Raw genomic sequence first — 24039 nt, forward strand, 5'->3', positions numbered from 1 at the left:
TAACCAGCGCGGCCGGTGCTTGAACCCGCTCCGTTTCCGCACCGGGGCCAGGGGTATCCGCCGATTGCGGGCGAGCGGCGCGACGGGGGATGGTTGCGATGCCGACAGGCGGGAGGCGGCGCCGGTGGTCGCGGCGGGGTGAGCGGGAAGCGACCATTGTGGACGAAGGGCAGGTCAGGCGGGCGGTTGCCGCCGCCGCGATCGGCAACACCGTGGAGTGGTTCGACTTCGGCGTCTACAGCTACCTCGCGGTGGTCATCAGCCAGGTGTTCTTCCCGCCCACCAGCCCGACCGCGCAGCTGCTGTCCGCCTTCGCCGCCTTCGCGGTGGCGTTCCTGGTCCGGCCGCTGGGCGGGTTCTTCTTCGGGCCGCTGGGCGACCGCATCGGCAGGCGAACGGTGCTGGCCACCACGATGGTGACGATGGCGCTGGGCACCGTGGCGATCGGGCTGATCCCCAGCTACGCGACCATCGGCATCTGGGCGCCGGTGCTGCTGCTGGTGGCCCGGCTGGTGCAGGGGTTCTCCACGGGCGGGGAGTACGGCGGTGCGGCCACCTTCGTCGCGGAGTACTCGCCGGACCGGCGGCGCGGATTCATGGCTTCCTGGCTGGAGCTGGGCACGCTGACCGGCTACTCGCTGGGGGCGGGGCTGGTCATCGCGCTCACCGCGGCGCTGCCCCCGCAGGACCTGCAGAGCTGGGGCTGGCGGATCCCGTTCCTGCTGGCCGGCCCGCTCGGCATCGTCGGCCTCTACCTGCGGTTCCGGCTGGGGGAGAGCCCCGCCTACCAGGAGAGCTCCGCGGCGGAGGACGAGCAGGCGGCGGCCACCTGGCGGAGCTTGCGCACGATCTTCGGCGACCACTGGCCGGCGATGCTCAAGTGCATCGGCCTGGTGCTGGTGTTCAACGTGACCAACTACATGCTGACCGCCTACATGCCGACCTACCTCTCGGCGGTGCTGGGCTTCCCGCACACCGGCGCGCTGGCCCTGGTGCTGGTGGCGATGGTGCTGGTGATGGGCCTGATCGTGGTGCTGGGGCGGTTCTCCGACCGGATCGGGCGGCGACCGATCGCGGCGCTGGGCAGCGCGGCCCTCATCGTGCTGGCCTTCCCGGCGTTCCTGCTGATCGGCGTGGGCAGCGCACCCGCGGTCCTGGCCGGGCTGCTGGTGATGGGCCTGGTCCTGGTCTGCTTCAGCAGCACCATGCCCTCGACGCTGCCCGCGCTGTTCCCGACCGAGGTCCGCTACGGCGCGGTGTCGGTCGGGTTCAACATCGCCGTCGCGCTCTTCGGCGGTACCACCCCGCTGATCTCCGAGGCCCTGGTGGCGGCCACCGGGATGCGGTCGGTTCCGGCGTTCCTGCTGGTGGTCGCCGGTGCGGTGGGCTTGGTGGCGGTGTGGGCCACCAGGGAGCCCGCCGGGCGCGCGCTGCCGGGATCCAAGCCCACCGCGACCGGCCGGCACGAGGCTCGCGAACGGGCCGAGGAGGAGCGCGAGGCGGAGTGATCCCGGTGTACTTTCCGTCGCTGCGGGTAGCCACGGGCTGCCCAACCCCGTTGGAGGGAAGTGACGGACATGCCGCAGCGAAGCTGGAACGCCAAGCAGGAACGGCAGTACGAGCACATCAAGCAGCAGGCACGCGAACGGGGCTCGAGCGAGGAGCGCGCGAGCGAGATCGCCGCCCGCACGGTCAACAAGGACCGGGCCCAGCAGGGCCAGACCGAGCAGAGCAGCCGGACCTCGACCCAGGACATCCCGCCGCAGCGGCGCGGCGGCCTGCGGTCGGGCAAGCGCCAGGGCCCGGGTGGGCGGACCAAGCAGCAGCTCTACGAAGACGCCCGCCGGGCGGGCGTCAAGGGCCGGTCCAAGATGACCAAGGCCGAGCTCGAGCAGGCGGTGAGCCGCAGCTAGCGGGTCCCGGACATCAGCTGCCCCGGTTCCCCGGCAGGTACTCCTGGAGCTTGGACTTCACGCCCTCGCGGACCACCGACCACGCCTCGGGATCGCCCTTGAGCAGCGAACCGGCCACCTTCTCCAGCTGGTCGAGGTCTGCTCGCGGCGGGATCGGCGGCACCGCCGGATCGGTGACGAACTCCAGCACGCACGGGCGGTCGGCGCTCAGCGCCTGCCGCCAGGCCGCGCCCACCTGACCGGGGTCGTCGACCTTCGCCGCCCGCAGGCCCAGCTGCTGGGCGATCGCCGCGTACCCGGCCTCCGGGAGGCGCTGCGACGGGATGAACTGCGGGGCACCGCTCATGGCGCGCAGCTCCCAGGTCACCTGGTTGAGATCGCCGTTGTTGAGCACCGCGACGACCAACCGCGGGTCCGACCAGTCCCGCCAGTAGTGCGCCATGGTGATCAGCTCGTTGAGCCCGTTCATCTGCATCGCACCGTCCCCGACCACGGCGATCACCGGGCGGTCCGGGTGCGCGAACTTCGCCCCCGTCGCGTAGGGCGCGCCGGGGCCCATCGTGGCCAGCGTCCCGGACAGCGAGGCGCGCATCCCGCGCCGGATCTTGAGGTGGCGGGCGTACCAGTTCGCCGCCGACCCGGAATCGGAGGTCAGGACGACGTCGTCGGGCAGCAGCGGGGAGAGCTCGTGGAACACCAGCTCCGGGTTGACCGGGTCGGCGTCGACGTGCGCGCGGCGCTCCAGCACCTCCCACCAGGCCGCCACGCCCTTCTCCACGGTCTGCCGCCAGGACCGGTCTTGCTTGCGCCGCAGCATCGGCAGCAGCGCGCTGAGCGTCCGCCGCGCATCTCCCAGCAGGTTCACCTCGAACGGGTAGCGCATCCCGATGCGGTTCGGGTCGATGTCGATCTGCACCCCGCGGGCCTGGCCGTACTCGGGCAGGAACTGGCTGTACGGGAAGCTGGAGCCGACCATCAGCAACGTGTCGCAGTCGCGCATGAGCTGGTAGGAGGGCTTCGTGCCCAGCAGCCCGGCCGCCCCGGTGACGAACGGCAGGTCGTCGGGCAGCACGTCCTTGCCCAGCAGCGCCTTGGCCACGCCCGCGCCGAGCACGTCGGCGACCTGCTCGACCTCCTCGGCGGCGCCGCGCGCGCCCTGCCCGATCATGATCGCGACGCGCTCGCCGGCGTTGAGCACGTCGGCGGCGTGCTTCAGGCCGGCCTCGTCGGGCAGCAGCGAGGCACCGGAGATGCCCATGCTGGAGGGCACCATCTTGAACTCGTGCTTCGGCGGTTCGTACGCCAGGGTCTGCACGTCGCCCGGGATGATCAGCGCGGTCACGGTGCTGCGCGCCAGCGCGGTGCGCATCGCCCGGTCCAGCACGTTCGGCAGCTGCTCGGGCACGGTCACGGTTTCCAGGCAGTCGCCCGCGACGTCCTTGTACAGCGCCATCAGGTCGATCTCCTGCTGGTAGGCGCCGCCCAGCGCGGTGCGGGCGGTCTGCCCGATCAGCGCGACCACCGGAACCCGGTCGAGCTTGGCGTCGTAGAGGCCGTTGAGCAGGTGGATCGCACCCGGCCCCGAGGTCGCCGCGCACACGCCGACCCGGCCGGAGAACTTCGCGTACCCGACCGCTTCGAAGGCCGACAGCTCCTCGTGCCGGGACTGCACGAACCGGGGCCGGTCCCCGGCGCGCTCCCACGCCGCGAGCAGGCCGTTGATCCCGTCCCCGGCGTAGGCGAAGACGTGCTCGACGCCCCACTCCCGCAGCCGGGCCAGGACGTGATCGGCAACCAGCACTCGGAACACCTCCTCGTGTCGCTGGGCGCTCCCGCTGCGGTACCCGGAACATCCCGCGCCCAACCCACCGCGACCCGGCACCGGGAAGTCCACTGTGGATATCTGGTGGCGGGGCCCCGGTGGGGCGGCGCCGCCGATACGATGGCGGTCCAGATCGCGATGGAGACTTGAACTCATGACACAGGCAGGGAGCTTCGAGCCGGAGTCGGAGCGGGTGATGCGGCAGCTCCGCGACGAGATCCTCGGCGGGATCCGGGCTCCGGGCAGCAGGCTCGTCGAGCGCGACCTGGCGGCCGAGCTGGGGGTGAGCAGGCTCCCGGTGCGCGATGCGCTGCGGTCGCTGGTGGCCGAGGGACTGGTGACGCCCCGGCCGCGCAGCTGGGCGGTGGTCCGCGAGTTCACCGCCTCCGACGTCGCCGATCTCAACGAGGTGCGCGGAGCGTTCGAAGCGCTGACCTTCAAGCTGGCCGCGCAGCGGCGGACCAAGGACGGCCTGGCCCGGCTCCGCGAGGTGCTGGACGCCGAGCTGGCCGCGGCGCGCGCGGGCGATGAGGTGCGGGCGCGGCGCGCGGCGGCGGACTTCCACGAGGTGGTGACCTCACTGGCGGCCAACGAGCTGCTCAGCGAGCTGGAGCGGGTCATGAGCGGGCGGATGCGGTGGCTGCTCGGCCAGCACGACGACCTGACGGCGATCGCCGAGCAGCACGAAGGCCTCTACTCGGCGATCGCGGACCGGGACGTGGCGCGGGTGGAGCGGTTGATCGCCGAGCACCTCGCCGCGGGCCAGGGCATGGCCGCCGAGCGCCAGCGCGCGGCGGAGTCCTGACGCGGGCTACCGGTCGATGCCGTGCCTGCGGGCGTGCAGCTCGCGGACCTCGTCGGCCAGCTCCGGGACGGGCCCGGCGACCGGGATCTCCGGTGCGATCGCGTTGACCGGCAGCGCCGCCACCGGCCCGGCGGGCAGCTCCCACTCGCGGTGCCAGGCGGTCAGCTGCTCGGTGCTCGTCGCGTAGACGATGCGCCCGAGCCCGACCCAGGCGTGCGCGGCGCTGCACATCGGGCAGTGCTCGCCGGAGGTGTAGACGGTGCTCTCGCGGCGCTCGGCGGGGGAGAGGTTCGCGGCCGCCCAGCGCGCGATCTCGAACTCGGGGTGCCGGGTGGCGTCGCCGCCCTTGACCCGGTTGCGGTCTTCGAAGCGCACCGAACCGGTCGCGTCGACGAGCACCGAGCCGAACGGCTCGTCGCCGTCCACCAGGGCTTCGCGGGCGAGCTCGACGCACCGCCGCAGGTGCGATCGGTCCTGCTCGCTGATGGTCTGCGGTTCGTTCATGCCGACCAGCCTACCACTTTTGGTATACCATTTCCGGCTGGCGGGCCGGTGGTGGCGGAGCACGGCCCCGCCACCACCGGTCCTCAGCCCAGCCGCGGCGGCCAGTTCAGCATCCGCTTCGGCCGCGGCGCGGCGTAGGTGCGGACCTTCGAGGTGCGCAGGCCCAGGCGGACGAGCGATTCGGCGATGGTCACCGCGGCCGTCACCCCGTCCACGACGGGTACCCCGGTGCGCTCGACCACTCGCTCGGCGAGCCCGGACATGCCGCCGCAGCCCAGGCAGATGACCTCCGCCCGGTCGTCGGCGACGGCGCGCGCCGCCTGCTCGGCGATCGCCTCCACCGCGGCGTCCGGGTCGCGTTCGAGGTCCAGCACGGCCATGCCGCTGGCGCGCACCGACGCGCAGCGCGCGCTGAGCCCGCCGACGTGCAGCCGCTCCTCGATCAGCGGGACCGTGCGGTCCAGGCTGGTCACCACCGAGTAGGTGCGACCGAGGAACTGCGCGGTGCTCGCGGCGGCTTCGGTGATGTCCACGACCGGGACGTCGAACAGCTCCTGCAGCCCCTCCCGGCCGTGCTCGCCGTAGCCGGCCTGGATGATGGCGTCGAACGGCTCCGGGTAGGCCCGCACCGTCTCCATCACCGCGATCGCGGCCAGGTAGCTCTCGTAGTTGCCCTCCACCGACTCGGCGCCGAAGGCCGGGGTGAGGGCCACGATCTCGGTGCCGGGAGACGCCGCACCGGCGGCCTGCGCACCGATGGCATCGGTGATGGCGGCGGTGGTGTTGACGTTCACGACCAGAATGCGCATCGTCCAACCTTCTTCGGGGAACTCGCCTGCCGGTGCTTCACTCGGCGGCCACCGCGATCGACTCGCCGTCCACATCGGAGGCTTCGGGATCGCGGTCGGCGATCACGGCGTAGATGGCGGCGCCGAGGATGGCGCCGATGAACCAGGAGAACCCGGCGGCCGCGCTGAACGCGGGGACCAGCGCCACCGCGACCGCGATCGCCGCGGACGGGATGAACGCCCAGATCGCCTTCGGGTTGTACCCGCGGCTGTAGTGGTAGTCGGAGTGCGCGTCCTCGCTGTAGAGCGCCGGGACGTTCACCCGGGTCTTCCGGATCAGCCAGTAGTCGGCCATGATCACGCCGAACAGCGGGCCGAGCAGCGCGCCGAGGCCGCCCAGGAAGTAGTTCACCACGACCGGGTCGTTGTAGAGGTTCCACGGCAGGATGACCAGTCCGATGATCGCGCTCACCAGCGCGGCCTTGCGGAAGTTCAGCTGCCGCGGGAACAGGTTGACCAGCACGTAGATCGGCGCCACGAAGTTGGCCAGCAGGTTCACCGCGATGGTCAGCATGATCAGCGCGAGCGAGGCGGCGGCCAGCAGCACCATGTTGGGGATGGTCTGCACGATGTCGGTCGGGCTGGTGATGACCTTGCCGTCGAGCTTGAACTGCGCGCCGCTGAGCACCACCACGATGACGGCGAAGAACAGCATGTTGACCGGGATGCCGATCAGGTTGCCGCGGTTGATCGACTGGCGGCTCTTGGCCGAGCGGGTGAAGTCGCAGAAGTTCAGCACGAACGTCCCGTAGATGACCACCCAGAGCGCGGCGCCCTGCAGGATCTGCAGCCACATCTCGCCGCCGGTGAACGGCTGCGCGTTCGACAGCGCGATCTCGCCGCCGGCGCGGACGAACATCCAGATCGCCAGCGCGGTCATCGTGATCAGGATGGTCGGCGCCGCGACCGCCATGTACTTGCGGATCACGTGCATGCCGTAGCTGGCGATGAGCACCTGGACCAGCCACAGCGCCAGGAAGGTGATCCAGCCGAGCGCCGAGAGCCCGAGGAACGACTGCTCCTCCAGCGCCTGCATCGACGGGAACATCGCCACCAGCAGGGTGCTCAGCACCTCGGAGGCCAGGTAGGTCTGGATGCCGAACCAGGCGATGGCCACGATGCCGCGGACGGCGGCCGGGATCTGCGCGCCCTTGGTGCCGAAGGCGATCCGGCTCATGACCGGGAACGGCACGCCCGTCTTGTGCCCCATGTAGCCGGACAGCGTCAGCAGCAGGAACAGCAGCAGCGAGGCGAGCACGAAGGCGGCCAGGATGCCCCACACGTTCAGCCCGAGCGCGAACAGCCCGATCGCGAAGGCGTAGTTGCCGAGGCTGTGCACGTCGTTGCCCCAGAGCGTGAAGACGTTGTAGGCGCCCCAGCGGCGCCCCTCCTTCTTCGTGGGCGCCAGGTCGTAGGTGTAGAGCCGGGAGCTCGTGGTGGTGGGCGCCTCCACGGCGGAGCCGTTGTCCGTGGCGGTCATCGGGCGGCCTCCAGGTGTCCTGTGCGCAACTGTCGACTTCCTTGTCTGGTGCCGGGCATCGGATGGGGTGGGTGCGGAGTGCCGCTCAGCGTTGGGCCCTGGTCCTCGGCGTGCGGTACCGCGCCGGGGAGGTGGTGCTCGAGGAGGACATGGGCTTCTCCGGTGGAGGAGTGCGACCGGTGGTCCCGCGGCGCCCAGCAGCGCTGGGCGGGGAGTCGCCGGGGCGACCTGGTGAAACTTCTATTTCGAATTGCGGAAGTATACGTTTATGATTCGAAAACGCTAGACCGATGGTCCAGGCGCGTCAAGGGTTTCGTTCGAGCGCTGCGAGTGCGGCCCGCGGGCTCCGGGTGGGCGATCCGGGCATCGCGCCGATGGCCGCCTGCCGGAATGGTGACCGCTGCGGGCCCGGGTGTCCACGAATCAGGTGCGGGTGCGGCCGCGTGTGCCGGACGAGGCTCCTGTTGCGGTATACCAAAATCGATCAACCTGATCCTGATGGCGAAGAATCATGCGTGTAACTGGGCTTGGGGTTCATGATTTGGTATACAGAAAATCCCGACGATGGACAGCAAGGAGCGCTCGATGTGCGTTGACCCCGTTCCGCCGCCCGCCGGCCACCTCACCCGCCGAGGTGTCCTCACCGCAGCGGCGGTGCTGGCGGGCACCACCGCGCTGACGGCCGCGCCCGGCACGGCGGCCGCCGCCCGGCGCCCGGCGCCGAGGGCTGGTGATCTGGTCATCGACGGCGGCACCCTGCTCGACCCGGCCACCGGCGCGGTCGTCGAGGACGGCGTGGTCGTCATCCGCGACGGCATCGTCCGCGCGGCCGGGGCCCGCGACGGCATCGAGGTGCCCGCGGGAGCGGCCCGCCTGGACGCGCGCGGTCGCTGGGTGCTGCCGGGCCTGGTCGACGCGCACATCCACTTCAACACCGTCGACGAGGCCAGCGACGCGGTCCGCAAGGGAGCCACCAGCGCCCGCAGCGGATCCACGAACTTCTACCAGGACATCGCCGTGCGCGAGCTCGCCCGCCAGGTGCCCGGACGGGCTCCGCGGTTGAAGGCGGCGGGCGTGTTCGTCACCCCGGACCTCGGCGACACCGTCCTCGCCGACCCCGACCTCACGGCGCTGGCCCGGCTGGCCGACGGCGTCCGCTCGCCGGAGGCGCTGCGCCGCGTCGTCGAGGTGAACCTGGCGCGCGGTGCCGACGTGATCAAGACCCGGGTCAACGAACGCGCCGGGCTGCCCGAGCAGGACCCGCTGACCCAGGTCTACTCCTACGAGCAGCTCTCGGAGATCGTCTCCGCGGCGGGCCGGCGCGGCAAGGGCGTGCTCTGCCACAGCTACAGCGAGCAGGGCTGCCACGACGCGGTGACCGCGGGCATCCGCTCGCTGGAGCACGGCGTCTACGTCGGCGAGCGGACGCTGCGGGAGATGCGCCGCCGGAACACCTTCTTCACCCCGACGCTGACGGCGATGGCCGGGCTGGCCGAGTCCTCGAACCCGGTCCTGGCCGAGCGCGGCCGCACCTACCTGCCGATCCTGAAGGACGCCGTGCGCGCGGCCCACGAGCTCGGCGTGCCGCTGGCGGCCGGAACCGACTCCTCCGGCGGCGAGGTCGACCCGATCGGCCGGGAGGTGCAGCTGATGCACGAGGCCGGCCTCCCGCCGCTGGAGGCGATCCGCACCGCGACGACCTCCGCGGCGAGCCTGCTCGGCGTGGAGCGCGAAGCGGGCCGACTGGCCCCGGGCTTCAGCGGCGACGCGGTGGTCCTCTCCGGCGATCCGCACACCGATCTCTCGGTCCTGCTGGCTCCGCTCCACGTCGTGCGCGCCGGTCAGGTCGTGGAACCCGCCTGACCGCGAAGCGCATGGTCCGCACGCGCTCCCGTGAGTGCTTTGGGGCGTCCCAGCACCCCAAAGCACTCACGGCTCGGGTGCTGAACCAGCACGGCCGCACCGTCAGCAGTGTCCACAGTGCACATGGGCGAGCGGGGTGCGCGGATGCCTGGCCGGTTCGGCGGGTTCGTGCCCGATTGCTCCGGAAGCGGTGCTCTGTCCGGGTGTTTGATCCGATCGTGATCCCCTTCGGCGGAGTGCGTCGTCGGACCTCGGGCGCATAATGGGGCCGACACGTGATCTTGACCGGATGGCTGGGGGCCGGACATGTCCGTCGAGAGAGCTCGCCTGAGCATCCCTGCCGGAACGCCCTGCTGGATCGAGCTGGTGACCACCGACATCCCCGTGGCCTGCGGCTTCTACGGGACGCTGTTCGGCTGGGAGTTCGAGGAGCACGACGATCCGCGGGAGGGCAGGCACGTGATCGCGCACCGGGACGGGTTCCCGGTGGCCAGCATCCGCGAGTCCGCGGACGGCCGGACGCGGTGGCGGCTGTTCCTGGCCACGCCCGACAGCGCGGCCACCGCGGCCGAGGCGGGCAAGCTGGGCGGGCAGATCACCGTGCCGCGCAGCCGGGTGCCGGGGCTGGGCGTCAAGCTCGTGCTGGCCACCCCGGCCGACGACGAGTTCGGCCTGCTGGAGCCGGACGCGACGTGGCAGTTCGACGTCGGCCTGCCGGGCACCCTGGTGTGGGCGGAGCTGGTCACCATCAAGGCGCAGGCGGCCGACCACTTCTACGGCGGCCTGTTCGGCTACACCGGCGAGCAGTTCGGCACCGACCACCTCTCCGACTACGAGGTCTGGTACCTGGGCGGGGATTCGGTGCTCGCCCGCGTCTGCATGATCCGCGACCACCTCAGCCCGGGCGCCCACGCGCACTGGCTGGTCTACCTCGGCGTGGACGAGGAGGTCGGCACCGACGAGATGGTGCGCACGGCGGTCGCCCACCACGGCCGGGTGCGCGTGGACCCCTACGACTCCAGCCTCGGCCGCGTCGCGGTGCTGCGCGACCCGCTGGGTGCGCGCTTCGCGCTCGTCGACCCGTCCCAGGCCACCGACTACGGCTCAGCGGGCAACGACGACCCCTACGACGACTGATCAGGCGGCGTTGCGCAGGAGGTCGGTGATCTCCGCCTGACCGCCGTTCTCGGCGTGGCGCAGCGCCGTCACGCCGTCGCGGTCGGGGAGCGACGGGTCGGCTCCGGCATCCAGCAGGATCTGCACGATCTGCTGGTAGGGGCGGGTGCCGTCGCCGAGGATGACGGCCTCCAGCAGCCCGGTCCAGCCGAGGTCGTTGACGTGGTCGACGTCGATCCCGGTGCGCACCACTTCCCGGACGTAGTCGACGTGGCCGCGCTCGCAGGCGGGGATGAGCGCGACGCCGCCGAACCGGTTGGTCACGGTGAAGTCGGGCCCGGCGGGCAGCAGCACCCGGAGCATCTCGACGCTGCCGGTCACCCCGGTGGCCAGGAACGGGCTGTCCCGGCGGTCGTCCTGGGCGTTCGGGTCGGCACCGGCCGCGACGAGCTCGCGGGCGACGTCGACGTGGTCGCTGAGCACGGCCAGCAGCAGCGGGGTGCGCTGGTGCGCGTCGCGGGCTCCGGCATCGGCGCCCGCCGCCAGCGCGGCGCGGACCTCGCCGAGATCGCCGGTGGTGGCCGCGTGCAGGAGTCGTCGGTCGGGCATGGGAGTCCTCTCCTCGACGGGGTGCGCAGCCGCCGGTGGCGGGGGAACCGGTGGCTGCGCGGACGGCACCGGAGTGCCAGGGAATCACACGGGTGGTCAGGCGGTCGGGGCGCCTGCGACGCGGCGCTGCCCGCCGTTGCGGCGCTGCCAGTCCCGGTAGACCTCGACGGCGTCGTCGCGGTGCTCGTGGCGCATCGGCAGCCGCCGGTCGCGCCAGTCCTTGGCGAACTCCGCGTAGAAGGTGTCGAGCTCGAAGTACTTGCGGTCGTCCACGTAGTGCGGCTCGTAGGCCTCGCGCGTGGTCAGGAACACGACCTCGTCCGGGCTGCAGTAGTACAGCGAGCCCAGGCACATCGGGCACGGGTGGGCGAGCACGTAGACGGTGGTGCCGGTGAGGTGCTCGCTGCCGGTCTTCAGGCACGCCTCCCGGATGGCCAGGATCTCCGCGTGCGCGGTGGGATCGCCGGTCTGCGCCACCTGGTTGGGGCTCTCGGCCAGGACTTCGCCGTCCTTGACGATGACGGTCGCGAACGGGCGGCCGCCCTCGGCGACGTTGCGCCGGGCCAGGTCGATGGTGCGCTGGATGGGGTCCACGTCGTCTCCAGGAATCTCAGAGCTTGTTTGTGGTTGTTCTGCGTGGCGGTGCGGGTGGCGGAACCTGAGTGCTTCCCCGGACTGCGGGTGCCCCTCCTGATGTATGACCGAATACACGGCGGAGGGGCCGTCCTCGCCCAGGGAGCCACCCAGTGGCGGGCCACCGTACCCGCGGCGGTGCGAGCTGCGTGCGTACTCAAAGCGGCTTCGCCGCTTGCACAAGCGCGGACGGCTACGCTGACAGACCGTCAGAACGGCTTGGTGGGCAGGTACTTGCCGTCCAGGGTGATCACGGCGCGCTCGCCGCCCTCGGGGTCGACGACCTTCCGCACGTCCAGCCGGAAGTTGATCGCGCTGATGATGCCGTCGCCGAACTTCTCGTGCACCAGGGCCTTGAGCGTCGTGCCGTAGACCTGGAGCATCTCGTAGAACCGGTAGATGGTCGGGTCGGTCGGGACGCCGCCCGGGATGGAACCGCGGGTCGGGATCGTCTGCAGCAGCAGCGCCGCGTCCGCATCGAGTCCCAGGAGCTCGGCGACGGCCTCGGCGGCGGGAGCGGGCAGCGCGTGCTGACCCAGCAGCGCGGCGGTCACGAACGCCTCGGAGTACCCGGCGGCGTCGGCGATCTGCCGCCACGTCAGGTCCTTGCGGGTCTTGGCCTCGACGGCGGCGATCGCGAGCTGCTGGCGGGCGGCGGGGTCGAACTGGGCGTGGATCATTCTGGTTTCCTCTCGAATCTGGTGCGGAAACGACCGCCGCGGCTCTCAGGCGGCCGGGGCGGGGACTGTCAGGTCGTGGCCGATCTCGGTCACGACGCCGGTGGCGATGTCGAAGACCCAGCCGTGCAGCGCGATCCGGCCGCTCGCGACGGCGCGGGCGACGGACGGATGGGTCGCCAGGTTCGCCAGCTGGGCGAGCACGTTGTGCCGCACGAGCACGTCGACCTCGTGGTTGCCGCCGGCGGCCGCGGCTCGCGCCAGCGAGGCATCGGCGTGGCGCAACCACGCGGCGGTGGTGGGCAGCGCGGAGAGGTCCTGGCGCTCGGCGAGGGCGGTCATCGCGCCGCACGAGGAATGCCCGCAGACGACGACGTCGGAAACCTCCAGCGCGTCGACGGCGTACTCGATGCTCGCGGCGACGCCGTCGGCCCCACCGGAGTGCGCGGGCACGAGGTTGCCCGCGGTGCGGATGACGAACAGCTCGCCCGGATCCTGCTGGGTGATCAGCTCCGGGACCACGCGGGCGTCGGAGCAGCCGATGAACAGCGTGCGCGGCCGGTGCGCGGTGGCCAGCCGGGCGAAGAGCTCGGCCTTGGCGGGGAAGACGCCCTGCTGGAACCGGCGGACGCCGTCCACGAGGTGCTGCACGGCCCCTCCTTCTGGTAGCTGGTGGATCGACACCACGACCATGCCTGAACTGGAGCTATAGCGTCCAATACGCAGTTGCCATCAAGACCATTGCTCTGGTCTATGGTTGGTCGCGTGACCGTTGAGCTGCGCCACCTCCGCTACCTGCTGGCCGTCGCCGAGCACGCGAACTTCACCCGCGCCGCCGAGGAGCTGCACATCTCCCAGCCGACGCTGTCGCAGCAGGTCAAGCAGCTGGAGAAGGCCTTGGGCGTGCAGCTGCTCGACCGGACCGGCCGCTCGGTGCGGCTGACCGACGCGGGCGCGACCTACCTGCACCACGCGCGCGAGGTGCTGCGCGACCTCGCGGCGGGGGAGCGCGCTGTGCTCGACGTGCAGGACCTGAGCCGGGGGCACCTGCGGCTGGCGGTGACGCCGACCTTCACCGCCTACCTGGTCGGGCCGCTGACCGGTGAGTTCCGGGCCGCGCACCCCGGGATCAGCCTGGACGTGCGGGAGATGACCCAGGACCGGATCGAAGCCGCCTTGCTCGCCGACGAGCTCGACCTGGGCGTGGCGTTCCGCGGCGATCACCTGCCGGGCGTCGACAGCGCCGCGCTGCTGACCGAGTCGCTCAGCCTCGTCGTCGGCCGCCGCCACCCGCTGGCCCGCCGCCGTCGCCCGCTGCCGGTGGCGGAGGTCGCCGCGCAGCCGCTGGCGCTGCTCAGCGCGGACTTCGCCACCCGGGGCCACATCGACGCCTACTTCGCCGAGCACCGGGCGCGGGTGCGGGTCGCGGTGGAGGCGAACTCCGTCACCGCGCTGATCGAGATGATCCGGCGGACCGACCTGGTCACCGTGCTGCCCGACGCCATCACCCGGGGGCACCCCGAGCTGCACCCGATCTCGCTGGACCCCGGCCTGCCGACCCGCACGGCCTGCCTGCTGCGCCGCGCGAGCGCTTACCAGAGCGCCGCTTCCCGCGCGTTCGTCCACATCGCCCGGCGATCCGCGCGCCCGTCGTGAGTCCGATGTGGACCTCCAGGGGTCAGCCGGTGTAGTCGTCGTAGAAGCCGCGCCCGGTCTTGACGCCCAGGTGACCCGCGTCGACGTAGCGCCGCAGGAGCTCGCGGGGACCGGCGGGCAGCCCGGGACGTTCGGCGGCGTAGTGGTTCTCGATGTCCAGCACCACGTCCAAGCCGACGTGGTCCATCATCCGGAACGGGCCCGCCTCGGTGCCCAGGTTGAGCTGCCACATCCGGTCGACGTCCTGCGGGGTCGACACTCCGTCGGCCACCACGGCCAGCGATTCGCGCTTGATGGCCGCCCAGATGCGGTTGAAGATGAACCCGGTGCACTCCCGGTGCGCTTCGAACGGGAAGACCCCGTAGCCCGGCAGTTCGCGCAGCAGGAGGTCGAGCACCGCGCGATCGGTGCTGCCGCTGGACATCAGGTCCACCGCCGGTTGCTGCGGCGGCATGTAGAAGTGCATGTTGACCACGCGCTCCGGGTGGCGGACCTGGTCGATGAACTGGCTGGTGGTGTACGAGGAGGAGTTGCTGGCGAGGACGGCGTCGTCGGCCACGAGCCGGTCGAGCTGACCGAAGACCTGCTTCTTCAGGTCCAGCCGCTCGGGCACGGCCTCCACCACCAGCCAGCACCCGTCGACCGCCGCGGCCACGTCGCCGGTCGCGCTCACCTCGCCCGGCGTGCCGCCGTCCACCCGCGCGGCGACCGCGGGCAGGTGCTCGCCGATGAAGGCCAGCGCCTCGTCACGGGGCCCCGGCGCGGGATCGGAGATGCGGACCCGGCCGCCGCGCGTGGCGAACATCATCGCGATGCGGCGGCCGAGGGTGCCCGCGCCGATGACGGCCACCGGGCGCTCGCCTATGTCGGCGGGGAGCGTGAAAGGCATGGCCCACTTCCTCCTCCGGTCCGGGTGCGCTGCCCTTCAGCTTCGCCGATGCCCGGACTTCCGCAAGACGAGCGCCCGGACGCGGCGGCTCAGAGCGAGTCGAGGAAGTCCACCGCGATGCTCCAGGTCTTGCGGGCCGCGTCGGCGTCGTGGTCGGGCAGGCTCGGGTCGGTGAAGAGGTGCCCGGCCCCGGGGTAGCGGAAGACCTCCACGTCCGCCCCGGCCCGCTGGATCAGCAGGTACCAGGAGTTCAGCCAGTCCTCCGACTCGAAGGGATCGGGGTCGGCCACGTGCAGCTGCACCGGCAGCGCGTCGACGGTCGCGCCTTCGGCGATGTCGGAGGTGCCGTGCAGGAGCAGCAGGCCGCGGGCCTTCTCGTCGGCCAGCGCGAGGTTCTGCGCCAGCGCAGCGCCCAGCGAGAAACCGGCGTAGACCAGCCCCCGCTCGCTGAGCGGCGCGGCGACGTGCACGGCCCGGCGCAGCAGTTCATCGCGGCCGATCTCGTCGCGGATGCGCATGCCCTCGTCGACGGTCTCCGCGGTGCGCCCGTCGTACAGGTCGGGGACGTGCACCTCGTGACCGGCCTCGCGCAGCCGGTCGGCGGCGGCGTGCACCGCGGGTCGCAGCCCGAACATGGAATGAAGCAGCAGGATGTCCACAGCAGGACATCCAATCAGCTCCGGCCGGAGCCGACCTCCGAGAGGTACCGCGCCGTGGCCGCGGAAGCCCCGGAGGGCGGTCGAATGTGAACCGGATCCGAACGCCGCGCTGAATGGGCGCGGTCAATTCGGTTAAGCGATGTGGACCGGTGCTCATCGGCTGATTCCGGACCGGAGATGTCGTGCATCACAACGGGTTCGGCCATTCCGGTGCCGCCAGCGCCAGCCGGTTTACCCAGGCGATTCGCCGGGTGTACGTTCCGTGGTGCCGCACCGCCGCGGCGTTCGGTCGGGGAAATCGGAATTTCGGGCCGGCGCGGCGGAACCCGCACTTCTGGGCGCTGCGCGGATATCGCGCGCCGGTTGTTCGCAACCATTCGGAAAATGTGCGGATCAGGAGTGGAATTGTGAAGAACGCCGTTCGCAAACCGCCCGGAACCGAGCGCGGCGCAGGTGCCTCGCCCGCCGCGGCGGGCGAGCTGGAACTGGCCTTCCTGCAGCCGGTGGTGGCGTCGGGCAAGTGGGGATCGGACAATCCCGGTGGCCTTCCGCTCGAAGCCGGAGAACTCGACCCGTCGGTCGCCGAGGCGCTGGGCGTCGAGCAGGCGCGCGCGGCCGCGGAGTTCGCCGCCCACCAGGGACTGGAGCACGCCGTCCCGGTCGCCAACGGCACGCGCGCCCTCGTCGTCGCGCTGATGGCGGCGAGCGTGCTGGCCGCGGGCACCGGCAGGCGTGCGCTGCGGCCGGGCGGGAAGGTGCTGGTCGCCGGGCTGACCTGGCAGGCAGGCGCGATGGCGCCGATCGACCGCGGGCTGGTCCCGGTGCTGGTGGACGTCGATCCCCGCACCGGTGTGGTCGACGCCGAGGTGATCGAATCGGCGCTGCGCGAGGATCCCGGGATCGTCGCCGTCGTGCTGCCGCACCTGTACTGCCGGATGGTCGACATGCCGCGGATCGCCGCGCTGTGCGAGGAGTTCGGCGTGGTGTCCGTTGAGGACTGCGCGCACGCCCACGGCGGGCGGATCGGCGGCCGGGCCGCCGGCGCGATCGCCGACCTGGCCACCTGGTCCTTCCAGGGCTCCAAATCCGTCAGCTGCGGGGAAGGCGGCATGGTCACCACGCGCCACGCCGGTCTGGTCGACCAGCTGGTGTCGATCGTGACGTGCGGTCGCCAGGTCGGTCGATCGCAGCGGTTCCAAGCGGGCAACGAACGCCTCGGAGCTCTGCAAGCAGCGCTGCTGCGCGCTCAGCTGCGCCGCTTCTACCGCGATCAGCTGCCGGTCAAGCAGCGCGTGCTGAGGGAGTTCGAGACCGTGCTCGACCGGATCGACGGAGTCTCCGCGCCGGACCCGCAACCCGCCGTCGACCAGCAGATCACCTACAAGGCCCTCGCCCTCTTCGACCCGTCCGCCTTCGGCCGCCGCACCGCTGAGGAGCTGGCCGCCGAGTACCAGCACCTGCTCGGCTGCGAGGTGACGACGCTCTACGACCCGCTGAACGACAGCGCTCTCTACCGGCCGGACACCGATCCCGCCAACCACTGGTCGCCGGAGTTCGTCGTCGCGGTCGAGCCGAGCCGGTTCGAGCTGCCCGGTGCGCGAGCGCTGCGCCGCGGCAGCATCGCCTTCGAGCACTCCGCGCTGCTCGACGAGGCGTTCCCCGGCCGCTTCCAGCGGGCCACCGAGCACCTGCGATCCACCACCGCGGCGTGAAGCCGCCGTCCACCCCGATCACCGGTGAGCTGAGGATCGACATGCCGTCAAGCGCACTCCGCGCAGCGCACCCCGACCCGACCCGGAACCCGGCCGACCAGGTCCAGGTGTGCATCGTGGGCGGATCGTCCGCGGTCGCACCCCGCCACGTCGAAGCCGCCACCGATCACCCCGCGACGTCCGTCGGCGCGCTGGTCGAACCGGACGAGACCAAGGCAGAACGCCTGCGGCAGCGCTACCCCGCGATCCCGGTCGTCGATCGCGCGCTCGCCGCGCCGCGCGGCGGCGCGGGGCTGGCGATCGTGTGCGCACCGGACGCCGTCCACGCCGAAGTGGTCACCCGGTGCCTCGACCTCGGGTGGCACGTCCTGTGCGAGAAGCCGCTGACCGACGACGCCGAGGCGGCCGCGCGCCTGTACGACCACGCCGAACGCGCGGGCCGCTACCTCGGGGTCGCCTACCAGCGGCGCTTCATGGTCGAGGGCCTGCTCGGCTGGATCGGGGACGGGATCACCGGTCGGCTGCACTGCATCAACGCCCGCTGGCTCCGCCGCGCCGGTCACCCCGAGTCCCGGCGCAGCCTCGCCCGGCGCGGCCACGGGGTCCGCGGCGACCTGATCCCGCACCTGCTGTCGCAGGCGCTGCCGCTGCTCGGCCCGGAACCGCTCACCGTGCAAGCGCGGGACTGGCAGGTCGGCCCCGGCTGGTCCACGGAGGACGTCGCCCGCCTCACCATCCGCAGCGCCGACCAGGTGGAGCTGCAGATCGATGCGGCCTACGACGCGCCGCACCTGGACAAGTCCGACGACTGCTGGCTGGAGATCCACGGCACCCGCGGATCCGTCCACGCCGAACTGCCCACGCACCAGGACGAGCAGTGGGCCGCGGCCCATCCGCCCACCTGCTACCCGCGCACCGGCGACCCCGTCGCGCTGCCACCGCTGCGCACCACCGCGCAGTGCCACCTGCTGCAACTCGACCACGTCGTGCGAGCACTCGCCAGCGGTCCGGCACCGGTCGAGGAGCGGGAGCGCGAGCTGGCGCTGGTGCGGGCCATGGCCGCCTCGCAGGCCTCGGCCACGTGGCAGGGCCCGATCATCCCGGTCTGACTGCGTCGCGCACCGCCCGGCCCGGGTCGCACCGGCCGAGCGCTGCGCGACGCCCACCAAGGAGGAAACCAGTTGCAAGGCCCGATCTGGCGCCGCCCTGCCGTGCTGGCGGTGGCGTCGCTGTTCTTCCTCAACGGCCTCGGATACGCCGCGCTGGCCTCGCGGCTGCCGGAACTCCAGCGGGCTCTGGGCCTGTCGGAGTCGCAGCTCGGGCTCGCGCGCACCGGATTCGTCATCGGCATCGTGGCGACGATGCTCGTCGCACCCCGGCTCGTCCGGCGCTACCGGGCGCAGCGCGCCGCCCCGCTGGCCGCCGGGCTCTACGTGATCAGCATCTGCCTGGCCGGATCAGCCTCGGGGACAACGGCTTTCGGCTTCTGGTTGCTGGCTGCGGGCGCGTTCAACGCGCTCGTCGACATCGGGCAGAACGTCCTGGCCGTGCGGCTGGAGAAGCTCCGGATGCTGGCGGACGGCGGAGCCCGCGCCAACAGCCTGCTCTCGCCGCTGGAGGGGTTGCAGGCCGTGGGCGTCGCCGCCGGAACGGGTTTCGGACTGCTGACCGCGGGGCGCATCCCGCTGGCGCACAGCTTCGCCGTCCTCGCGGTGGCCGGACCGCTGGTCGCGGCCATCACCCTGGCAGCACTGCGCACCGCGGGCCCGGCCGCACCCGGCCGAGTTCCGTGCGGTGTCCGGGCAGCGAGAACGGCCTGGCCGGCGCGGTTGCGCTGGCTGACCGCGATGAGCTTCTCCGCCCTCCTGCTGGAAGGCGCCCTGACGAACTGGATCGCGGTGCTCGTCGTCGGCTCGGGCGCCTCCCTGCTCACCGCCGGTCTCGGGCTCACCGCGTTCGCCACCGCGCTGTGCGCCGGCCGGCTCGGCTACGGAACCGTTGCCGCGCGCGTCGACCAGGTCGTGCTCGTCCGGGTCATGGGCGGGCTGGTGCTCGCGGGCATCGCCGGACTCGTCCTGCTCAGCACGGCGGCGGGAGCGGTGCTGGTCTCCGCCGCGGTGGCGGGACTCGGTCTGGCGAACCTGCACCCGTTCTGCACCGGAGCCGTCGGCCACGGCAGCGCGCCCGATGACGAGGAGCAGCAGCTCGGCAGGCTCAACCGCATCGCCTACACGGGCATCGCCGTCGAAGGCGTGCTCATCGCCGGGCTGACCGCACTGCTCGGTCTGCACGGCGCGATCGCGGTGGTGGGACTGCTCGCGGCCGTCTTCGTGTGCAAGGCGTCGATCTTCAGCGCCGAGCACCACTGGGCCGCCCCAGCGCCGGTCCGCTGACGGCTACGAATCGCGCTGCCTGGGAACGACCTCGCCGAGCTCGACGAGCAGCCCGCTGTGGCCGCGGACGAGGAACCGCTGCCGCAGCGCGCTCCCCGTCGCCGCCGAAGGAGCATCGGCGGACAGCAGCACGCGGCCGTGACCGGGCAGTCCGACCACGGTGTCGGTGCTGCTGAAGTTCAGCAGCACGGCCAGCTCCTGCGCCCGGGTGCTTCGCACGTAGCCGAAGCAGTGCTCGGCGCGGAGGTCGAGAGAGCGATATGCGCCGTGCCGCAGTGCGGGTTCGCTGCGGCGCAGGGCGAGCAGGCGGCGGTAGAGGTTGAGCACCGAATCCGGTTCGGCGAGCTGGTTCTGCACGCTGAGCCGCAGGTACTCCTCGCTCACCGGCAGCCACGGTGCGGCATCGGCCGGGCCGGAGTCGAAACCGCCGTTGCCCAGGGAGGTCCACGGCATCGCCGCCCGGGCCTGGTCCCGGCCCAGCGGGTCCAGCCACTTCTCCTCGGGGATCGGCAGATCGGCCAGGCCGAGCTCGTCGCCGTAGTACAGCGTCGGGGTGCCGCGCAGGGTCAGCAGCAGCATCGCCGCGATCCGCACGCTCTGCGGGCCGTTGCGGGTGGCCAGCCGCGGCCGGTCGTGGTTGGACAGCACGTAGTTCGGCCAGGCGCCCGCGGGCAGCGCCGCTTCCTGCTCCTCGACGCTGGTGCGCAGCGCCGCGGGTTCCCAGGGCGTTTCGACGAAGTTGAAGTTGAAGTTGAAGTGCGTCCCGCCGTCGCCGAGGAAGCGCACCCACGACTCCCACGGCATGGCCTCGATCTCGCCGATCGCGATCCGCTCCTGCCCGGTCCGGGCGCTGTGCTCGGCGAGCAGGCCGCGGATCTCGCGGATGTACTCGTGCAGGTCCGGGTGCATCCGGTCGTGGAGGTGCCACTGGGTGTCGAAGTCCGGGTCCTGCCGGTCGGCCGGGTTGGGCGCGGCGTCGACTCGGACCGGGTTGTCGGTGAGGCCGGGATCCTTGGCGATCATGTGCAGCGCGTCGATGCGGACACCGTCCACCCCGCGGTCCAGCCAGAACCGCAGCACGTCGAGCATCGCCGCCCGCAGCTGCGGGCAGCGCCAGTTCACATCCGGCTGAGCCCGGTTGAACGAGTGCAGGTACCACTGCCCGGTGAGCTCGTCGAACTCCCACGTGGAGCCGCCCTGCTCGCTCGTCCAGTTGCTCGGCGGCCGCCCGCCCGGCGCGGAATCGGCCCACACGTACCAGTCGCGCTTCGCCGCGTCCCGGCTCGAGCGCGCCTCGGCGAACCACGGGTGCTGGTCGGAGGTGTGGTTCGGGACGAAGTCGACGATCACCTTCAGCCCGCGCCGGTGCGCGGCGGCGATCAGGGCGTCGAAGTCGGCCAGCGTGCCGAATGCCGGGTCGATGTCGGCGTGGTCGCTGATGTCGTAGCCGAAGTCGACCTGCGGGGAGCGGTAGAGCGGCCCGCACCAGATCGCGTCGACGCCCAGCGCGTCCGCCAGGTAGTCGAGCTTGCCGATGATGCCGCGCAGATCCCCGACGCCGTCGGAATCGCTGTCGGCGAAGCTGCGCGGGTAGATCTGGTAGATCACGGCGCTGCGCCACCACGGCGCCTCAGTGTCCACATCGGACTTCTCGATCACGGTCGGGGTCTCCTTCCCGGTGGTGTCACACGCTGATCGATGCCTTGGCGAGCACGCCGCCGTCGCAGACGAGGTGGGTGCCCGTGACGTAGCTGGATTCCGGCCCCAGCAACCAGCGGATGGCCCGCGCGGGCTCCGCGGGGTCGGCGATGCGCCCGAGCGGGACCTCCGCGCACACCTGCTCCCGCATCGCCGCGCGCTCTTCGGCGGGCACGGCGGCCCACATCAGCGGGGTCTCGGTGGGACCGGGCACGACGGCGTTGACCCGGATGCCGTGCGGGGCGTAGTCCACCGCGAGGGCGCGGACCAGCGCGGACACGCCACCCTTGCTCGCCGCGTAGGCACTGGTCCCGCCGGCGGCGAAGCCCGCGAAGGCAGCCGGTGAGGAGCACAGCACGATGGAGCCACCGGTGCCCGCCTCCCGCATGCGCCCGAGCACGGCGCGCGCGGTCAGGAAGGACCCGGTGAGGTTGACCTCCAGCACCCGCCGCCAGTCGCCGACCGGGAGTTCGTGCGCGAGACCGCCGATGTCGACCCCGGCGGCGCAGACCAGCCCCGTGGGCGTGCCGGCCTCGCCGACCGCGGCGTGCACGGCGGCTTCGTCGGTGACGTCGCAGCGCGCCCCGACCGCCGATGCGGCTCCCGCGGCCCCGGCCTGCTCGGCGACCTCCTGCGCAGCAGCCTCGTCGGCATCCAGGACGACCACCGACTCGCCCGCCGCGGCGAGCAGCAGCGCGGTCCGGCGCCCGATGCCCGACCCGCCGCCCGTGATGAGCGTCAGCGCTGTCATGGTCGGAGCAGCTCCTCGGCGTCGGCGTACCGCGCGAGCCGGTCGGGATCCAGCTGGAGCCCGAGGCCGGGGCCTGCCGGGATCGGCAGCATCCCGTCGGCGTCCAGGCGGAACGGCTGCTCGGTGATGCCGTCGATGTAGGGCGAACCGGTCTTGTACTCCACGAGATCGGTGCCGGGCAGCGCCGAAGCCAGGTGCAGGTCGGCGAGCAGGCCGACCGCGGTGTTCCAGCCGTGCGGGATCAGCCGGACACCGTGCTCCTGCGCCAGCCAGCCGATCCGGCGGCTCTCGCTGAGCCCGCCGACCTTGGTGGTGTCGGGCTGGACGATGTCGAACGCGCGCTGCTCCAGGTACGGGCGGAACGCCTGGCGCCGCGTCAGCACCTCACCGCCGGAGACCGGCACGAGCGTCCGGCTGCGCAGCGCGGCGAAGTCCTCGACGGCGTCGGGGCACAGCGGCTCCTCGAACCACGCGACCTGGTGCGCCTGGAGCATCTCGGCGGTGCGCAGCGCCCACTTGAGGTCGCCGCGCCAGTAGGCGTCGCTGCCGCCCGCATCGACGGCCAGCAGCGCGTCGGGGCCGACGGCGTCCCGCGCCGCGCGCACGATCTGCTCGTCCAGGCCGGCGCTCACCCGGCCGAACGGGCCCCAGCCGATCTTGAAGGCGCGGAAGCCCTGCTCGGCGAGCCCGGTGAGGTTCTCGGCGAGCCGTGCGGGCTCGTCCATCAGCACCGAGGCGTAGGGGAGCACCCGCTCCCGGTGCCGCCCGCCCAGGAGACGGCCGACCGGCTGCCCGGTGGCCTGGCCGAGCAGGTCCCACAGCGCGATGTCGATCGCGCTGGTGGTGTGCGTGAGCGCGCCGCCGCGGCCGAGCCAGAAGGTGTGCTGGTGCAGGTGCTCGGACACCCGCTCCGGCTCCAGCGCGCTGTCGCCGAGGCACAGCGGAGCGAGCACGTCGAGCGCGGCGCGCACCAGGTTCTCGCTGGTGAAAGCGCTGCCCACGCCGACGAGCCCGGTGTCGGAGTGCACCGCGACCAGGGTGTGCACCACGTCGTCCGGCCGGAGCTCGACGCTCCACCCGCCCTCCGGCGTCGCGCCCCGCAGACCGGCGGCGCGGATCTCGCGGATCTTCACCAGTGCCTCCGTTTCGGTCGATGGTCGATGGTCGACCATTTAACCATCTCGGGTGCTCCGGATATAGTCCTGTTCGCATCCGAGCCGACCGAAGGGGCCAGTTCCACCGATGGCCAGAAACCTCCTGCCCGCCCTGCCCTCGACCTCGCGCCGCCACCAGGTCGCCGACGTGCTCCGCGCGGCGATCGTGGACGGCACGCTGCAACCGGGCGACAAGCTCACCGAGCGGGACCTCGCCGAGGAGCTGGACACCAGCCGCGCGCCGATCCGCGAAGCGCTGCGCCAGCTGGAGCAGGAAGGCCTGGTCGTCTCCTACCCGTACCGCGGCACCGAGGTCCTGGGCATCTCGCAGCAGGAGGTCACCGAGATCCTGGTCCCGATCCGCCTGACCCTGGAGCGCTTCGCGGTCCGCACGGTGCACCCGCTGCTCACCGAGGACGACTTCGCGCACCTGATGGCGCTCGTCGACCGGATGGCCCGGCTGGCCGAGACGGCCGACCACGCGGGCCTGGCCGACGCCGACGTCGAGTTCCACCGGTTCCTGATCACCAGGTCGGGCCAGCCGCACTGCCTGCAGCTGTGGAACGTCATCGAACCCCGCGTGGTGGCCCAGTTCCGCCGGGACGCCCCGGCCCACCCGTCCCCGAAGGCGGTGGCCGACCAGCACGCCCGCCTCCTCGAAGCCCTCCGCGCCGACGACGTGGAAGCGGCCTGCGAAGCAGTGGCGGCCCACATCCACGAGATCCCGGCGACCGGGGCGTAGCGGGCGCCGGTTCGCGAAACCCGTCGTCGGCGAACCCCGCGCGCCTGCGGGTTGGTCGGCGGTGCCGTGGTCCGCACATTCCCCCAAATGGTTCTTTGGGGGTTGGTGGTCGTCC

General features: G+C 72.0%; 23 protein-coding genes. 10 read left to right on the plus strand and 13 right to left on the minus strand.

Annotated elements, in window-relative coordinates:
- The first annotated feature begins 98 nt into the window (after positions 1-98).
- Both OU416_RS02585 and OU416_RS02590 read left to right on the plus strand, forming a co-directional pair.
- Positions 99-1508, plus strand: coding sequence for an MFS transporter (locus OU416_RS02585; RefSeq protein ID WP_372907269.1), 1410 nt, complete (start codon positions 99-101; stop codon positions 1506-1508).
- A 69-nt stretch (positions 1509-1577) separates the two neighbouring features.
- Positions 1578-1913 carry a plasmid stabilization protein gene (locus tag OU416_RS02590; protein WP_270925146.1) on the plus strand — a complete coding sequence of 112 codons (336 nt, stop codon included), beginning with the start codon at positions 1578-1580 and terminating at the stop codon, positions 1911-1913.
- A 13-nt stretch (positions 1914-1926) separates the two neighbouring features.
- Here the strand turns inward: OU416_RS02590 and OU416_RS02595 are convergent, their stop codons facing one another.
- The gene (locus tag OU416_RS02595; RefSeq protein ID WP_270925147.1) at positions 1927-3714 is read right to left on the minus strand and encodes a thiamine pyrophosphate-requiring protein; all 1788 of its coding nucleotides are present in this window, start codon (positions 3712-3714) and stop codon (positions 1927-1929) included.
- 175 nt (positions 3715-3889) lie between these two features.
- On the opposite strand from OU416_RS02595, the gene OU416_RS02600 reads away from it, so the two are divergent.
- Positions 3890-4540, plus strand: a complete 651-nt coding sequence (locus OU416_RS02600) for a GntR family transcriptional regulator (protein ID WP_270925148.1) — start codon at positions 3890-3892, stop codon at positions 4538-4540.
- A 6-nt stretch (positions 4541-4546) separates the two neighbouring features.
- Here the strand turns inward: OU416_RS02600 and OU416_RS02605 are convergent, their stop codons facing one another.
- The 3 genes from OU416_RS02605 to OU416_RS02615 form a co-directional block, all read right to left on the minus strand.
- Positions 4547-5044 (minus strand): nucleoside deaminase, encoded by a 498-nt coding sequence (locus OU416_RS02605; protein WP_270925149.1) that lies wholly within the window; start codon positions 5042-5044, stop codon positions 4547-4549.
- An 83-nt stretch (positions 5045-5127) separates the two neighbouring features.
- Positions 5128-5853: an aspartate/glutamate racemase family protein gene (locus OU416_RS02610; RefSeq protein WP_270925150.1), complete on the minus strand. Its 726-nt coding sequence runs from the start codon at positions 5851-5853 to the stop codon at positions 5128-5130.
- Positions 5854-5890: 37 nt separating this feature from the next.
- The gene (locus OU416_RS02615; protein ID WP_270925151.1) at positions 5891-7372 is read right to left on the minus strand and encodes an NCS1 family nucleobase:cation symporter-1; all 1482 of its coding nucleotides are present in this window, start codon (positions 7370-7372) and stop codon (positions 5891-5893) included.
- 564 nt (positions 7373-7936) lie between these two features.
- Here OU416_RS02615 and OU416_RS02620 point away from each other — a divergent pair.
- Together OU416_RS02620 and OU416_RS02625 are read left to right on the plus strand one after the other, a co-directional pair.
- Positions 7937-9235 (plus strand): amidohydrolase family protein, encoded by a 1299-nt coding sequence (locus OU416_RS02620; RefSeq protein WP_270925152.1) that lies wholly within the window; start codon positions 7937-7939, stop codon positions 9233-9235.
- Positions 9236-9541: 306 nt separating this feature from the next.
- Complete coding sequence (locus OU416_RS02625; protein ID WP_270925153.1) at positions 9542-10372, plus strand: VOC family protein; 831 nt, start codon at positions 9542-9544, stop codon at positions 10370-10372.
- Here the strand turns inward: OU416_RS02625 and OU416_RS02630 are convergent, their stop codons facing one another.
- From OU416_RS02630 to OU416_RS02645, 4 genes are all read right to left on the minus strand, one after another.
- The gene (locus OU416_RS02630; RefSeq protein ID WP_270925154.1) at positions 10373-10960 is read right to left on the minus strand and encodes an ankyrin repeat domain-containing protein; all 588 of its coding nucleotides are present in this window, start codon (positions 10958-10960) and stop codon (positions 10373-10375) included.
- A 96-nt stretch (positions 10961-11056) separates the two neighbouring features.
- On the minus strand, positions 11057-11554 hold the full coding sequence (locus tag OU416_RS02635; RefSeq protein WP_270925155.1) for a nucleoside deaminase: 498 nt from the start codon (positions 11552-11554) through the stop codon (positions 11057-11059).
- Between the two features lie 248 nt (positions 11555-11802).
- Positions 11803-12273, minus strand: coding sequence for a cyanase (gene cynS, locus OU416_RS02640; RefSeq protein ID WP_270925156.1), 471 nt, complete (start codon positions 12271-12273; stop codon positions 11803-11805).
- 45 nt (positions 12274-12318) lie between these two features.
- Entirely contained in the window at positions 12319-12921 is a 603-nt protein-coding gene (locus OU416_RS02645; protein WP_270925157.1) for a carbonic anhydrase, read from the minus strand.
- Positions 12922-13035: 114 nt separating this feature from the next.
- Between OU416_RS02645 and cynR the strand changes: the two genes are divergently transcribed.
- The gene (gene cynR, locus OU416_RS02650; RefSeq protein ID WP_270925158.1) at positions 13036-13926 is read left to right on the plus strand and encodes a transcriptional regulator CynR; all 891 of its coding nucleotides are present in this window, start codon (positions 13036-13038) and stop codon (positions 13924-13926) included.
- A 22-nt stretch (positions 13927-13948) separates the two neighbouring features.
- Here cynR and OU416_RS02655 read toward each other — a convergent pair whose 3' ends face one another.
- Together OU416_RS02655 and OU416_RS02660 are read right to left on the minus strand one after the other, a co-directional pair.
- Positions 13949-14815: a 3-hydroxyacyl-CoA dehydrogenase family protein gene (locus tag OU416_RS02655; RefSeq protein WP_270925159.1), complete on the minus strand. Its 867-nt coding sequence runs from the start codon at positions 14813-14815 to the stop codon at positions 13949-13951.
- 89 nt (positions 14816-14904) lie between these two features.
- Complete coding sequence (locus tag OU416_RS02660) at positions 14905-15474, minus strand: dienelactone hydrolase family protein (RefSeq protein WP_270925160.1); 570 nt, start codon at positions 15472-15474, stop codon at positions 14905-14907.
- A gap of 407 nt (positions 15475-15881) precedes the next feature.
- Here OU416_RS02660 and OU416_RS02665 point away from each other — a divergent pair, with 407 nt between their 5' ends.
- From OU416_RS02665 to OU416_RS02675, 3 genes are all read left to right on the plus strand, one after another.
- A complete protein-coding gene (locus OU416_RS02665; RefSeq protein WP_270925161.1) occupies positions 15882-17186 on the plus strand; it encodes a DegT/DnrJ/EryC1/StrS family aminotransferase in 1305 nt (434 codons plus the stop codon).
- A gap of 41 nt (positions 17187-17227) precedes the next feature.
- A complete protein-coding gene (locus OU416_RS02670; RefSeq protein WP_270925162.1) occupies positions 17228-18295 on the plus strand; it encodes a Gfo/Idh/MocA family protein in 1068 nt (355 codons plus the stop codon).
- A gap of 72 nt (positions 18296-18367) precedes the next feature.
- A complete protein-coding gene (locus tag OU416_RS02675; protein WP_270925163.1) occupies positions 18368-19579 on the plus strand; it encodes an MFS transporter in 1212 nt (403 codons plus the stop codon).
- 3 nt (positions 19580-19582) lie between these two features.
- On the opposite strand, the gene OU416_RS02680 is transcribed toward OU416_RS02675, so the two are convergent.
- Genes OU416_RS02680 through OU416_RS02690 form a run of 3 tightly spaced genes read right to left on the minus strand, consistent with a single transcriptional unit; the run spans position 19583 to position 23161 of the window.
- Positions 19583-21238 carry an alpha-amylase family glycosyl hydrolase gene (locus tag OU416_RS02680; protein WP_270925164.1) on the minus strand — a complete coding sequence of 552 codons (1656 nt, stop codon included), beginning with the start codon at positions 21236-21238 and terminating at the stop codon, positions 19583-19585.
- Positions 21239-21263: 25 nt separating this feature from the next.
- The gene (locus OU416_RS02685; protein WP_270925165.1) at positions 21264-22028 is read right to left on the minus strand and encodes an SDR family NAD(P)-dependent oxidoreductase; all 765 of its coding nucleotides are present in this window, start codon (positions 22026-22028) and stop codon (positions 21264-21266) included.
- Complete coding sequence (locus OU416_RS02690) at positions 22025-23161, minus strand: mandelate racemase/muconate lactonizing enzyme family protein (protein WP_270925166.1); 1137 nt, start codon at positions 23159-23161, stop codon at positions 22025-22027. The genes OU416_RS02685 and OU416_RS02690 overlap by 4 nt, the downstream gene beginning before the upstream one ends.
- A 109-nt stretch (positions 23162-23270) precedes the next feature.
- Here OU416_RS02690 and OU416_RS02695 point away from each other — a divergent pair, with 109 nt between their 5' ends.
- Positions 23271-23924, plus strand: coding sequence for a GntR family transcriptional regulator (locus OU416_RS02695; protein ID WP_270925167.1), 654 nt, complete (start codon positions 23271-23273; stop codon positions 23922-23924).
- Positions 23925-24039 lie beyond the last annotated feature (115 nt).

The organism is Saccharopolyspora indica (genome assembly GCF_027853965.1).
Lineage (GTDB): Bacteria > Actinomycetota > Actinomycetes > Mycobacteriales > Pseudonocardiaceae > Saccharopolyspora > Saccharopolyspora indica.